Here is a 13,351-nt window from a genome sequence, read left to right on the forward strand (position 1 = left end):
CCGGGGACGGACGGCTCGCATATCTTCTGCGGGTGCCTTCTCGAACAGCCTGGCAGGCTCTCGCTCAGCATCCGTTGGGATTCCTGGCCTCGGCCTGGCCCTGGCGGGCGTTGGCCTATCTGCTCTCCGGAGTCGTCTTCGGCGCGATCGCCATGGTCACGCTGCTGATCATGGCCGCGACCGGACTGGTGTCGCTGATCGTGGGGGTGGGAGCCGTTCTCCTCCTCGCCGTGGCGCTGTCCGGCATCGTCGTCACCCGGATCGAACGCCACCGGCTGCGGCTGGTGGACCCGGACCCGGCGCCGGATCCGCACCGGGCCCCGGAACGCCCCGGGCTGCGGGGGTGGCTGGACACCCGGCTGCGGGAGCCCGCGACCTGGCGGGAGCTGAGCTTCACCGCGGTGTCGATGACCGCCCTGTGGTGGATGGATCTGCTCGTCCTGGCATTCGCCCTCGGCCTGCCACCCCTGCTCATGACGTCGCCGATGGATGACCCCCGCGCCTGGCCGTGGCTGGTCATCGGCCTGTGCCTGCTGCCGGCGGCGCCGTACACCATCACCGCCTGGGCCGGCGCCCGCGCCGCGCTGACCCGTCTGATCCTGGCGCCGCGCGACGGCGAACTGGGCCGGGAGCTCACCGAGGTCCGGGCCTCCCGGGCACGTCTGGTGGACGCCTTCGACGCCGAGCGCCGACGGATCGAGCGGGACCTGCACGACGGCGCCCAGCAGCGGCTGGTCTCCATCAATGTGATGCTCGGCCTGGCCGGTCTAGACGCGGAGCCGGGCTCGCCGGTGGCCCGGCAGCTCGCGCTGGCGCAGGGCGAAGTCACCCTCGCCGTGAACGAGTTGCGCGAGCTCAGCCGGGGTGTGCACCCCAAGGCCCTCACCGACCATGGCCTCGACGCGGCCGTCGGCAACCTCACCACCCGCTCCGCCCTGCCGGTCACCGTCGACATCCGGCTTCCGTACCGCTTGCCCGCGGCCGTGGAGAGCACGGGGTACTTCGTCGTCGCCGAGGCCCTGGCGAACGCCACCAAGCACAGCCGGGCCACCCAGGCCGAGGTCCACGCCCGGCTGGAAGCGGATGTCCTGACGCTGACGGTCCGTGACGACGGCGTCGGCGGGGCGGATCCGGCCGCGGGCACCGGTCTGGTCGGCCTGGCCGACCGCGTCGCCGCGGCGGACGGCAGACTGCGGATATCCAGCCCGGCGGGCGGCCCTACACTGCTGCGCGTGGAGCTCCCGTGCCGTTGAACATCGTGCTCGCCGAAGACTCACCACTGTTGCGGGACGGCCTGGTCAGCGTGCTGACCCGGGTCGGCCACCAGGTGCCGGCGGCCGTCGGCGACGCCGACGCGCTGATCGCCGCGGCCCATGAGCACGACCCCGACATCGTCATCACCGATGTACGGATGCCACCGGGCAACGCCGACGACGGCCTCCGCGCCGCGGTCGCGCTCCGCGAGCACCGCCCCACCCTCCCCATTCTGGTGCTCAGCCAGTACATCGAGCAGTCCTACGCCACTCATCTGCTCGACCTGGGCAGCGAGACCGGCATCGGCTATCTGCTCAAGGACCGGGTCAGCGCCGTCACCCAATTCGCGAGCGCGGTCGAGGAGGTGGCCGCCGGCGCTACGGTCATGGACCCGGAGGTGGTGCGCCAGCTCCTGCGCCGACGGCAGGACCCCCTACGGCGGCTCACCCCCCGGGAGCGGGAGGTCCTCTCCCTCATGGCCGAGGGACGCACCAATGGCGAGATCGCCCGCGGCCTCTATGTCACCGAGGCCGCGGTCAACAAGCATGTCAGCAGCATCCTCCAGAAACTCGACCTCCGCCTGGACGGCCAGGGACACCGACGTGTCCTCGCTGTTCTCGCCTACCTGCGCGCCTGATTGCCCCGATGGCCCCGAAACGCGCTGGTGGCGTCAGTCCAGGACCGTCAGATCGAGTCCGCTCAGCCGCTCGGGGTCGGCCAGGATGTCGATCGCCACGATCCTGCCGTCCGTGACCGTGAAGGCCAGCACCGAGAACGGCCGGCCCTCGCGGGAGCTGACCACGCCCACCGCCCCGTTGACGAGCGCGGGCCGGGTGAGGAGGCCCGGGCTGCTGAGGCGGGAGAAGGTGAGCGCCTGGTCCGCCACGGCGGCCGCGCCGTGCACCTCGCGCGGGGCCGGGGCGGGCGCGGCGCCGTAGTCGGCGCGCAGGACGACATCCGGGTCGAGTACGGAGATCAGCCCCGCGAAGTCGCCGTCACGCGCGGCGGCGAGGAAGGCGTTCACGACCTCGCGCTGCCGGGCCAGGTCCGCGTCGGGGACCGGGGCCGCTCCGCGCACCCGGCGGCGGGCGCGGCTGGCGAGCTGACGGGCGGCGGCCGGGGTGCGGTCGACGATGGGGGCGATCTCGTCGAACGGCACGGCGAACAGATCGTGCAGTACGAAGGCCAGCCGTTCAGCGGGGGCCAGCGTCTCCAGGACGACCAGCAGGGCGAGGCCGACGGAGTCGGCGAGCAGCGCCTGGTCCTCGGGGCCGGGCCCGGTCTCGCCGCTGATGACCGGGTCGGGGAGGTGCACTCCGAGCGGCTCCTCGCGCCGGGCGGTGCGCGAGCGCAGCATGTCCAGGCAGACCCGGCCGACGACGGTGGTCAGCCAGCCGCCCAGGTTCTCCACCGCGGCGGTGTCCGAGCGGCTGAGCCTCAGCCAGGCCTCCTGGACGGCGTCCTCCGCCTCGCTCAGCGAGCCGAGCATACGGTAGGCCACCGCCCGCAGATGACCGCGGTGGGCCTCGAAGCCCTCCGCCAGAAGGTGGTTCTCGTTCATCGGTCACATCCCCTTGTCGCGGACCGCACCGTCGCAGGCCACACCGTGCTGACGGATGGGCCGGGTGCGATGTGACGGAGGGGCGGGGTGGTCCGTACACCCGTCCAGTCCCTTGACGCACTGCGATCACATCATTACATAAATTGGGAGCGCTCCCATGTCTCCCATGTCCTCCACGTCTTCCCAAGGACGGTCCGTCATGCCCGTGCCCCTGTTATCCCGTCCGCGCGGTGCGCGGACCGCCACCGCACTGCTGAGCGGCGCACTGCTGCTGATCGCCGCCCAGTCCGCGCCCGCCGGAGCGGATTCCCCCGCGGCACCCGCGGCCCCTACGGCCCACGCCGCGCCGTCCGCCGTCCAGGTCAATCAGCTCGGGTATCTGCCGGACGGCCCCAAACGCGCCACCGTCGTGAGCGCGAGCGCCACCGCCCTGCCCTGGCGGCTGCGCGACGCGACGGGCCGCACCGCCGCCTCGGGCACCACCACCGTGCGGGGCGCGGACGCCGCCTCCGGGCAGTCGGCCCATCTGGTGGACTTCTCCTCCTACCAGGGAACGGGCACCGGCTACACCCTCACCGTGGACGGCCGGACCAGCCATCCCTTCGACATCCGCGCGAACCTCTACGACGGGCTGCGCGCGGACGCGATGTCCTTCTTCTACCAGCAGCGCAGCGGGATCCCCATCGAGGCGTCACTGGCCGGTACGGCCTACGCGCGCCCGGCGGGCCATCTGGGGGTCGCCCCCAACCGGGGCGACACCGCCGTGCCCTGCGTCAGCGGGGTGTGCGACTACACCCGGGATGTGCGCGGCGGCTGGTACGACGCCGGTGACCAGGGCAAATACGTGGTCAACGGCGGTCTCGCGGTCTGGCAGCTGGTCAACTCCTTCGAGCGCGCGAAGCGCTCCGGGCACGCGGCGGCGCTCGGCGACTCCACGCTGCGCGTCCCCGAGCGCGGCAACGGGGTGCCGGATGTGCTCGACGAATCGCGCTGGGAGCTGGAATTCCTGATGCGCATGCAGATCCCGGAGGGCAAGCCACGGGCCGGGATGGCCTTCCACAAGGTCCATGACGCCGCCTGGACCGGGCTGCCCACCCGTCCGGAGCAGGACGCCGAGCCGCGCGAGCTGCACCCGCCGTCCACCGCCGCGACCCTCAACCTGGCCGCCGCGGCGGCGCAGTGCGCGCGGGTCTACGCACCGTACGACGCCGCCTTCGCCGCCCGCTGCCTGGACTCCGCGCGCCGCGCCTGGGCCGCCGCGCAGGCGAACCCGGATGTGCTCGCACCGGGCTCGGACTCCACCGGCGGCGGGGCGTACGACGACAGCGAGGTGGGCGACGAGTTCTACTGGGCGGCGGCGGAGCTGTACGCCACCACCGGGGAGGCGCGGTACCGGGACGCGGTCACCTCCTCGCCGTACCACACCGCGAGCGATGTGTTCACCCCGCACGGCTTCAGCTGGCAGGACACCGCGCCCCTGGGCCGGCTCGTCCTGGCCACCGTCCCCAACGGCCTGCCCGCCACCGACCTCGCCCGCGTCCGCGCCTCCGTGGTCTCGGCCGCCGACGCGCAGCTGAGCACGATGGCCGGCCAGGGCTACGGGGTGCCGCTGCCGGCGGACGGCTATGTGTGGGGCTCCAACGGCCAGGTGGCCAACAACGGGACCGTCATGGCCATCGCCTACGAGCTCACCAAGCAGCGGCGCTACCGCACCGGGGCGCTGGAGACGCTGGACTATCTGCTCGGCCGCAACGCGCTCGGCCAGTCCTATGTCACCGGCTACGGCGAGCACGCCGCGCAGAACCAGCACCACCGCTTCTGGGCGCACCAGTACGACGCCTCGCTGCCGAACCCGCCCGCCGGATCGATCGCGGGCGGCGCCAACGCGGGGCTGCAGGATCCGGTGGCGCAGGAGAAGCTCCCGGGCTGCGCGCCCGCGGCGTGCTACATCGACGACATCGGCTCGTACTCCACCAATGAGGTGGCGATCAACTGGAACGCGCCGCTGGCGTGGCTGACCGCGTTTGCCGCGGAACGCGGCTGAGCGGGCGGGACGAGCCGACGCGGCGGGCGAGGGGCCGGTGGCCCCTCGCCCGCCGTCGCCTCAGGTCGCCTCAGCGGGGCAGCTGCGCCTCGATCGCGGCGACCACGTCGTCCGCCTCCGGCTCGGTGCGCGGCCGGAACCGGCCCACGACCTCGCCGTCGGGCGAGATCAGGAACTTCTCGAAGTTCCACTGCACATCCCCCGCCTCGCCCTGCGCGTCCGGCGTGCGCGTCAGCTCGGTGTAGAGCGGATGCCGCTGCTCGCCGTTGACATCGATCTTCTCCAGCAGCGGGAAGGACACCCCGTAGGTCGTCGAGCAGAACGTCTGGATCTCCTCGCTCGTCCCCGGCTCCTGCCCGGCGAACTGGTTGCACGGAACCCCCAGCACGGTGAACCCGCGCTCGGCATAACGCTGCTGCAGCCGCTCGAGCCCCTCGTACTGCGGGGTGAGACCGCATTTGGACGCCACATTGACGACCAGCAGCGCCGCGCCCCGATGCTCACCGAGAGAGGTCGGCTCGCCGGTAAGGGTGTGCAGGGGAATGTCGTACAGGCTCATGGGATCAACCGCCTTCGTCGTTCGGTGGGTGAGCCCAAATCTATGCGCTGACCATCGCCCATCGCTTCATCACAACTTGACCATATCTCGCACACAAATCCTTCACTCTTCAAGGAGCGCGGCTACTGTCAACGTCCACGTATCACTCAAGGGGGGATCATGTCTCGGAATAACCACCCATCACCCGGTGCGGGACGAGACAAGAAGAAGACGGCACTTGGCTGCGGATGTCTCAGTCTGCTGGCCCTGCTGGTCATCGGGGGGATCGGAGCAGCGCTCGACGACGGCGACACGTCGAAGAAGGACGAGAAGCCGACCACCGTCGTCGCCAAGAGCGGCTCACCGTCGACGTCACCCAGCGCCTCACCCACCCCGGCACCCACCTCCGCCTCTCCGAAGGTGCCGGAAACCTCCGCTCCGGCCGAGGTGAAGGTGAAACTGCCCGACTTCACCGGCCGGGGCCTGCAGGACGCCCAGGACGCAGCGCAGGCACTGGGGCTCTACCGGCTGAGAAGCCACGACCTGACCGGGCTCGACCGATTTCAGGTCTGGGACCGCAACTGGCGGGTGTGCTCGCAGGACCCCAGCCCTGGCCGGGTCGACCCGGCCAGCACGATCACCTTCAACGTGGTGAAGAACGACGAGTCGTGCTCCTACCGGGCCGACGCATCAGCGGGTGGCACCGGTGACGAGGACAACTCGTCGTCCTCCACCAGCGGTGGCGGCACGTCATCCGGCGGCTCGTCCTCGTCGGGTTCCGGGGGCGGCGGGTCGTCATCCGGTGGCTCGTCATCCGGTGGGTCGTCCGGCTCCTCGTCCGGCGGATCGTCCAGCAGCACGGGCGGATCGAGCAGCGGTGCCACAGCGCTCTGCAACGACGGCACCTACTCCTACGCCGCCCACCACCAGGGCGCGTGCTCGCATCACGGTGGTGTCGCCGTCTTCTACAGGTGATCCGATACGGCGCTGGGGCGGGCCGCAGGGCCCGCCCCAGCGTCTGCCGAGTGGCGCCGGATGGCGCCGGGTGGCGGCTATTCGGGCGGCGTCGGCGTGTCGTGGCTGCGGTTGCGTCGGATGCCCCTTGCCCTCGCGCCACATGTGCCGCTGGGCGTTGTACTCCGCGCGAGTCAGCGCCCTTGAGTGCACGCCGAATCCAAGTGCGGCTGCTCCGGCCTCGGCCCAGCCCCCTTCGTTGAGGCCTGACCCCGCTGCGCCGGCACAGCCCCCGCCTACTTACCTCAGGCGGGGGCGGCCGGGTCAGAGTAGTCGATCAGCGGGCGAGAACCACCGTGATCTCCGCAGTCTGGCTTCGATCTTCCCCACCACCTACCACCATGTCCCGGACAAGGATCGGACCCGGCGCTGACCAGTTCGGACAAGACTCGGCTGTCCGGGACAGCCAGCGGCTGTTCCTCTGCCCGATACGCCCCAGCAAGACTTCGACAGGCCGGAGCACACCAGCTCCAGCAGAGATCTCATCGACCCCAGGGGGAACAAATGAATCTTCGTCGATCTGCAATCAGTGCAGCAGTGCTTGCCGTCGGCATCGTGGGAGCCGTCGCTCCGGCTGCCAGCGCGAGTACCGCCGCACCCACCAGCGTCTTCGGCCCGTGCGGCCAAACGCGGGACGTCTACCTGAGCGGCGCCGAGGCTCACTGGACGATCAACTGTGGTTCAGGCAACAAGGTTACGGTCAACGGCTGGGTGCAGGACACGAATGGCCCGTCTGACGCCCAATGCGCCCAGGTCTACGCGTACTTCCCTTACAGCGGGGCAACCAAGTACAGCCCCCGAGCGTGCGGAAACGGCCAGACGGTCACCTTCGCGCTCTCCGGGACGGGCACAAGCGCAGACGTCTACCTGCGTGAGATCGGCTGACGCGTACCACAGGTAGATACGCGGGCGAGGCCGCAGCTCTTAGGCCACGGCCTCGCCTGCCGTCACCGTGCGAGTACTACCGTCAGCTCCGTGGCCGGGCATCCTGTCGCCAACTGCTCCAGGGCATCAGCCTCCATCGGGTCGGCCGACAGTCCCCAGCGGTCTTCACCGCAGCCCACTCCCTCATATACCGGCAGCCTGCCCCAGCATCCGAAGGCAGCCACTCCGCCGGATCCCGGTCCGCCTTCTGCCGATTCTCCCGCGCCGTTACCGCCACCAACGAGCGCTCGTCACCCCGGTCATTGGCGTAGTCCTGGCGTTCCTGTACCGACCAGCCAGAGACCCCCGCTATCCCAACTCTCCGCCAGCGGAACCATGTTGCCGATGTCCAGTGACCGGGCCACCGTCTGGTCGGCGTCGTCGTCGTAGGAATGCCACACGCCGCCGGAGATGCTGCACCGCGGGCCCACCACCGTGGCACCGCGGCCTCGGCGATCAGCACCTCGGCACGGGTGTTGCAGCCGTCGCCGCCCTCGTCCACGACCGGCAGGTGGGCCACCGTCCGCCGCAGCGTCGTCGACACCACATCGCCCGGACCCGCCGATGCAGCGGGCGCCGAGCCGGCCAGCACCACCTGGGATGTGGATCCAGAGCCGCTTGTGGGCCGTCTCGCGCCGGGGCTGAGCGTGACGAGGAACGACGAAAGCGTGTCGGGGAAGCGCTACAGCAAGAAGATCGTGGTCACCGTGCAGCGGACCAGCGACAACTTCGACCTCGAGTGTCCCGAGTTCGCCGGCACCATCCAGTAGCCGCAGAAGACGAAGCGCCCCGCCCTCCGAGGAGAGCGGGGCGTCGTGCTGTGCGTATAGGTCAGCGAGCACGTCGCAGATCATTTACGGGACAGCCTTCAGGGCACTCTGCCCCGTCAATCGCGCTCAGGATCTATGGGCACATGCTGCCGGCCGACGGCGGAGGGTCAGCGCAGGGACGCGTGGATGCCTGGTTCGAGGCCGACTCCTGAGAATTCTCCCTGGATTCTCCCTAGGCGAGGTTCGCTGGTCGCTGGAGGTCGTGGAGCGACATCTAGCGGAAGGGCTCAGACGCTGCCATGAAGGGGCTGCCACAGAGGCAGCCCCTTCAGAGAGTTTGGTTAGCTAGCAGGTCAAGCCACTACTCAGGCGGCGTCGGCGTGTCGTGGCTGCGGTACATCGCCTGGATGTCGAGCTCCAGCTTGACCGTGGGGCCGACCACGGCGATGCCGCGGGCGAGCATGTTTCGCCAGTTCAGCGTGTAGTCCTCACGGTGCAGTTCCGCCGTGGCGAGGGCCGCGCAGCGCAGTTCCTGGTCGTAGCCGCCGTTCACGGCGCCGAGGTACGTGGTGTCCAGGGTCACCGAGCGGCTGACGCCGTGCATGGTGAGGGGGCCCTGGAGGCTCCACTTGGGTCCGCTGCGCCAGGTGAAGCGGTTGCTGGCGAAGTGGATCTCCGGGAAGTTCTCGACGTCGAGGAAGTCCGCCGAGCGCAGGTGGTTGTCGCGGGTGTTGTTGCCGGTGTTGATGCTGGAGGCGTCGATGACGACCTCGACGCGGGAGTCCTCCATCCGTTCGGCGATGTGGATGCCACCCCGGAAGCGGGTGAAGCGGCCGTGCACATTGGCCATGCCGACGTGGCGGGCGATGAAGCGGATCGCGGTGTGCGGCGGGTCGAAGAGCCAGGTGCCCGGCGGGGGGAGTTCCAGCTGCTGGGAGGGTTCCATCTGCACCCGGCGGAGCGGTTCGCTCTGGCCGTGGGAGATGTCGACGGTGAGGCGGTTGGGCTGCAGCCCGCTTCCGGTGAGCAGCACCGTGTACTGCCCCGGCTCGAGGGTGGCGAGGAACAGTCCATGCGGATCGGTGGTGGCCTTGGCCACCGTACGGGCGGCGCCACGCGTCTCGGTGACGGTGACCTCCACGCCGCCCAGGGCCTGGCCGACGGGGTCCAGGACCTCGCAGCTGAAGGCACCGGCACCCACGGGCAGGGGGATCCTGAGTCCTGATCCGCGGTCCGGACGCCTGGTGCGCATGCGCCGGAGCAGTGCGAGGGGCATTGCAGTCATCTCACTAACGGTTTCTCTGGGGATGTGGGCGCGTCCATGATGAAGCCCCAGGTCGGGCTCCCTGCGCCTGGGGGGGGTGGGTGTCAGCCGTGGCCGAGGATCTTCCGTAGCGCCCCGATCAGCAACTCCCCCGCGCGCGGGGTCATTTCGGGGTGGCGGAAGCCGATGTGGTTGTCGGGGCGGGTCAGCAGGGCCCCGCAGTCGCCGATCTCGCGCAGCCGGGCCCAGTCGCCGTACGGGTCCTCGTACTCCTGGCCGGGGCCGATGGAGACGGTGGCGAGCTCGATGCCGAGCGCCTCACGGGCCGCCTCGGCGGCCTCCTGCCAGCAGTCGCCGCCGATACCGGTGAAGAGGGTGAACCGGCCGTGGCCGCCGAGGTCGAGGGTGGACAGCCGCTCACGGCCCCGGACGACCCAGGCATGCGGCAGCTTGGCGCCGGGGCGGGTGCTGGGCTGGTGGTACAGCTCGGGGTCGCGGCCGAAACCGGGGTCGGGGGTGCCGTCGGGGACGATGGCGTCCGAGACGTACCGCTGGTTCATCTCCACGCCGTGCGCGTTGAACTCGTACACCTTGGCCGCGATGGCCTCGCGCAGCCCCTGCCGTTGCTTCGCGCCCTCGGGCGTGGCGGCCTTACGGGCGTCGACGTTGCGCCACATCTGCTCGGTGTCGGAGGTGGCGAGCACACCCAGCGCCTCGAAGACCGGCGCGGTCTCACCGATGCTCCGATTGGCCCGCTCGACGATCTGCCGCCCCACCGGCGCCCGTTCGGCGGAGTAGGTGTCCAGCAGGGCGGGGGCGGCGGTGCCGTCGAGGACCAGCTTGAGCTTCCAGGCGAGGTTGTACGCGTCCTGGATGGAGGTGTTGGAACCCAGCCCGTTGGAGGGCGGATGGCGGTGGACGGCGTCGCCCGCGCACAGCACCCGCCGGTCGGCGTAGGTCTCGGCGTACAGATGGTTGACGGTCCACGCGGAGGTCGAGGTGATGCGCACGGGGATCGTGTCGTCGCCGAGCAGCCGGTGCACCACGGACCGCGCGAACTCCTCGGTGAGGTCCGGCGGGCCCGCCTCGAGGTCGTAGCCCCACACCACCATCCACTCGGTCCAGGGGCGCACACAGCGCACCAGGCCCGCGCCGATGCCGCCCACCGTGGCGCCCGGGGCCAGCACCCAGTACAGCGTGGAGGGGCGATGGGCGGTCAGCTGGGTGAGATCCGCCTCGAAGACGATGTTGAGGCTGCCCGCGACGCCCATCCGGCCGACCGTGGGCAGCCCGGCGTTCTCCACGACCCGGCTGCGTCCGCCGTCCGCGCCGACCAGATAGCGGGCCCGGACGCGGTAGGTGTCCCCGCGCAGCCGGTCCTCGACCAGCGCGGTCACGCCGTCGTCCGACTGCTCGTGGGAGAGGTACTCGGTGTGGAAGCGCAGCGCGGTGCCCCGGGAGACGGCGGCGTTCACCAGCACCGGCTCCATCAGGTGCTGGGGCATGTCGCACATCCGGCTGGGGCTGGCCAGTTCATGCGCCGCCTGGACGAGCGGGTCGTTGCCCCAGGAGCGCAGCCGCCCCAGCTCCTCGCCCGCGAGACTGGTACAGAAGACGGTGTTCCCCATCAGCGGCTGCGGTGTGGCCTGGGCGGTGACCCGGTCCTCGACGCCGAGGTCGCGCAGCACCTCCATGGTGCGCTGGTTGGTGATGTGCGCGCGGGGAGTGTCCGCCAGGCCGCCGTACCGGGTGACCATGACGTTGGGCACACCGTAGGTGCTCAGGGCGAGCGCCGTCGCGGCTCCGGCGGGGCCACTGCCCACGACCAGTACATCGGTCTCGACGGTCTCCACAGCTGAAGGGCTCCTCTCCGGGGGATGGGCGATCTCCTGACGACCGGTGGTTTCCCGGCGACCGGCCAAGCGATCGACCTTGACGACCCGCGGCCCGCTCAAGCCCGGCGATCGACCATTGGTGATCTTGTTCCAGAACCCGGAAGCCGAGGTGTCTCATTTCGAAACACCGGCGACGTATACGGTGGAGGGGCTGTGACGACCATCGACGACACCCCCGCCGACTCGGCCCTCTCGTCCCTGCGCCGGGCGCGCGACCGGTTCCTCAGCGGACGGCCGCCGGGCGACGGGGTCCCCGAGGACCTCGCCGAAGCCTGGCGGCGGGCGCGGTTCTTCGGCGTACCGCGCGATCTGGTGGCCCCGCCCAGGGTCCGGCCGCCCGAGGACTCACCGCTGCTGGCCGCGGCGCGCCCCGCGCTGGACCGGGTGGCGCCCGCGCTGAGCGGTGAGATGGGGCTGGTGCTGGTCGACTCCCGCTGCCGCGCGCTGTGGTCGGGCGGCGGCCGTTACACCGGCACGGCCGCCGATGCGACCGGTCTCGATCTGTCGGAGAAGGCGGTCGGGCACAACAGCGCCGCGCTCGCGCTGCGCACGGGGCGCCGCGCCGAGGTCCACGGCCCGGAGCACTTCCTCGACCTGTGGCAGGAGGTGTCGGCGGTCAGCGTGCCGCTGTACGAGCCGACGGCGGGCCGCCCGGCCGGCACCATCACCGTGGTCGCCCCGCTGGGCGAGGGCCGCACCGGTCACCCGGGGGCGGCCATCGCCGAGGCCACCGCGCACGCGGTCGAGACGGAGCTGCTGGGCCGGGCGCGTCCGGCGGAGCGGGTGCTGCTCGACGCGTATCTGCGTGAGCGGGCCGACGGGGCGGCCGTGGTGGCACTCGACGGCAGCAGCCGCCTCGTCAGCCCGGAGGCCGCGCGGCTGCTGTCGCACGAGACGCTGGCGCGGCTGGAACGGCATGCCACGGCCCTCCTCAGGGACGCGGACGCCGGACCGGAGGGCGCGCCGTCCGGGACACCGGAGGAGGTCGCCGTACCGGGTGGCGCGCCGTCCGGGCCGCCCGAGGAGATCGCCGTACCGGACGGCGCCGGGCTCACCGTGAGGATGACGCGCCTGGTGCACGGCGGCGAGGTCATCGGGGCCGTCGCCACGGTGTGCCCGGCGGCCCCGCGGGCTCGGGCGGCGGAGCGGCCGGGCCCCGACCGGCTCCCGGGGCTCGTGGGCACGTCCCCGCCCTGGCGGGTGGCCGTCTCCCGGGCCACGGAGCTGGCGCGGGCCGCGGAGCCGCTGCTGCTGATCGGCGAGGCGGGCGTGGGCAAGACCGCGCTGGCCCGCGCCCTGCTCGGCCACCGGGGCACGGCCGCACCGCGTCTGGTGGACGCCGCCGAACAGGTGGCCGGTGAGGTCCCGCGCTGGTGTCGCACGCTCGCGGAGGCGGACGGCGACGCGCCGCCGCTGCTCCTGCGCCACGCCGAGCGGCTGGGCCAGTCCGATGTGGCCGCGCTGCTCTCGCTGCTGGAGGAGCGGCCCGCGGTGCCGTTGGTGGCGACGCATACCCCGGGTGCGCCGACCGGTCCGTGTCTGAGCCGGCTGCTGGACATCCTCTCGGCCCGGTCGGTGACGCTGCCGCCGCTGCGCGAGCGCGTCGAGGACATCCCGGCGCTGCTGACGGGCCTCGCCCGGCGCCCCTCCCCCGGACGTCCCCCGCTGACCTGGAGCCTGGACGCGCGCCGTGCGCTGGAGCAGCACACCTGGCCGGGCAATGTCGCCGAACTCGCCCATGTCGTACGGGAGGTGGCCGAGCGCCGCCGCGCCACCGGGCCGGTGCGGCGCGAGGAGCTGCCGTACGGACTGCGGGTGCCACCGGCCACCCGCCGGCTGAGTGGCATGGAACGGGCGGAGCGCACGGCGATCCTGGAGGCGCTGCGCCGCCACGGGGACAACAAGGTGCGGGCCGCCGAGTCCCTGGGCATCGGCCGGGCCACGCTGTACCGGAAGTTGCGGGCGTACGGAATGGACCAGGCGTAGGGGAATGGGCCAGGCGTAGGGGAATGGACCAGGCGTAGGGGCGGAATCAGTCACCAGGGGGGCCGGTCACAGGGGAGCCGGTCATCGGTCGCGGAGGGGGC

General features: G+C 71.5%; 10 protein-coding genes. 6 read left to right on the plus strand and 4 right to left on the minus strand.

Annotated features, from left to right (window positions below; all coding sequences use genetic code 11):
* The first annotated feature begins 32 nt into the window (after window positions 1-32).
* Both J8403_RS05280 and J8403_RS05285 read left to right on the plus strand, forming a co-directional pair.
* On the plus strand, window positions 33-1,253 hold the full coding sequence (locus J8403_RS05280; RefSeq protein WP_211122107.1) for a sensor histidine kinase: 1,221 nt from the start codon (window positions 33-35) through the stop codon (window positions 1,251-1,253).
* Window positions 1,244-1,891 carry a response regulator gene (locus J8403_RS05285; protein WP_211122108.1) on the plus strand — a complete coding sequence of 216 codons (648 nt, stop codon included), beginning with the start codon at window positions 1,244-1,246 and terminating at the stop codon, window positions 1,889-1,891. Before J8403_RS05280 ends, J8403_RS05285 begins: the two co-directional genes overlap by 10 nt.
* 33 nt (window positions 1,892-1,924) lie before the next feature.
* Here the strand turns inward: J8403_RS05285 and sigJ are convergent, their stop codons facing one another.
* Window positions 1,925-2,815, minus strand: coding sequence for an RNA polymerase sigma factor SigJ (gene sigJ / locus J8403_RS05290; protein WP_211122109.1), 891 nt, complete (start codon window positions 2,813-2,815; stop codon window positions 1,925-1,927).
* A gap of 199 nt (window positions 2,816-3,014) precedes the next feature.
* On the opposite strand from sigJ, the gene J8403_RS05295 reads away from it, so the two are divergent.
* Window positions 3,015-4,859, plus strand: a complete 1,845-nt coding sequence (locus J8403_RS05295; RefSeq protein ID WP_211122110.1) for a glycoside hydrolase family 9 protein — start codon at window positions 3,015-3,017, stop codon at window positions 4,857-4,859.
* 70 nt (window positions 4,860-4,929) lie between these two features.
* Here J8403_RS05295 and J8403_RS05300 read toward each other — a convergent pair whose 3' ends face one another.
* A complete protein-coding gene (locus J8403_RS05300; RefSeq protein ID WP_211122111.1) occupies window positions 4,930-5,418 on the minus strand; it encodes a glutathione peroxidase in 489 nt (162 codons plus the stop codon).
* Between the two features lie 159 nt (window positions 5,419-5,577).
* Between J8403_RS05300 and J8403_RS05305 the strand changes: the two genes are divergently transcribed.
* Together J8403_RS05305 and J8403_RS05310 are read left to right on the plus strand one after the other, a co-directional pair.
* On the plus strand, window positions 5,578-6,372 hold the full coding sequence (locus J8403_RS05305; protein ID WP_211122112.1) for a DUF3761 domain-containing protein: 795 nt from the start codon (window positions 5,578-5,580) through the stop codon (window positions 6,370-6,372).
* 543 nt (window positions 6,373-6,915) lie between these two features.
* A complete protein-coding gene (locus J8403_RS05310; RefSeq protein ID WP_211122113.1) occupies window positions 6,916-7,296 on the plus strand; it encodes a hypothetical protein in 381 nt (126 codons plus the stop codon).
* Between the two features lie 1,170 nt (window positions 7,297-8,466).
* On the opposite strand, the gene J8403_RS05315 is transcribed toward J8403_RS05310, so the two are convergent.
* Together J8403_RS05315 and J8403_RS05320 are read right to left on the minus strand one after the other, a co-directional pair.
* Window positions 8,467-9,381 carry a YceI family protein gene (locus tag J8403_RS05315; RefSeq protein ID WP_211128087.1) on the minus strand — a complete coding sequence of 305 codons (915 nt, stop codon included), beginning with the start codon at window positions 9,379-9,381 and terminating at the stop codon, window positions 8,467-8,469.
* 92 nt (window positions 9,382-9,473) lie between these two features.
* Window positions 9,474-11,222, minus strand: coding sequence for an FAD-dependent oxidoreductase (locus tag J8403_RS05320; protein ID WP_211122114.1), 1,749 nt, complete (start codon window positions 11,220-11,222; stop codon window positions 9,474-9,476).
* A 195-nt stretch (window positions 11,223-11,417) separates the two neighbouring features.
* On the opposite strand from J8403_RS05320, the gene J8403_RS05325 reads away from it, so the two are divergent.
* Window positions 11,418-13,250 carry a sigma-54-dependent Fis family transcriptional regulator gene (locus J8403_RS05325; protein WP_211122115.1) on the plus strand — a complete coding sequence of 611 codons (1,833 nt, stop codon included), beginning with the start codon at window positions 11,418-11,420 and terminating at the stop codon, window positions 13,248-13,250.
* The last annotated feature ends 101 nt before the right edge of the window (window positions 13,251-13,351 follow it).

This window comes from Streptomyces yatensis, from assembly GCF_018069625.1.
GTDB lineage: Bacteria > Actinomycetota > Actinomycetes > Streptomycetales > Streptomycetaceae > Streptomyces > Streptomyces yatensis.

Bases quoted from the DNA above. Each gene is read 5' to 3' on its own strand.
- J8403_RS05295 (WP_211122110.1), top strand. From the start codon at position 3,015: ATGCCCGTGCCCCTGTTATCCCGTCCGCGCGGTGCGCGGACCGCCACC.
- J8403_RS05310 (WP_211122113.1), top strand. From the start codon at position 6,916: ATGAATCTTCGTCGATCTGCAATCAGTGCAGCAGTGCTTGCCGTCGGC.
- J8403_RS05305 (WP_211122112.1), top strand. From the start codon at position 5,578: ATGTCTCGGAATAACCACCCATCACCCGGTGCGGGACGAGACAAGAAG.
- J8403_RS05315 (WP_211128087.1), bottom strand. From the start codon at position 9,381: ATGCCCCTCGCACTGCTCCGGCGCATGCGCACCAGGCGTCCGGACCGC.
- J8403_RS05300 (WP_211122111.1), bottom strand. From the start codon at position 5,418: ATGAGCCTGTACGACATTCCCCTGCACACCCTTACCGGCGAGCCGACC.
- sigJ (WP_211122109.1), bottom strand. From the start codon at position 2,815: ATGAACGAGAACCACCTTCTGGCGGAGGGCTTCGAGGCCCACCGCGGT.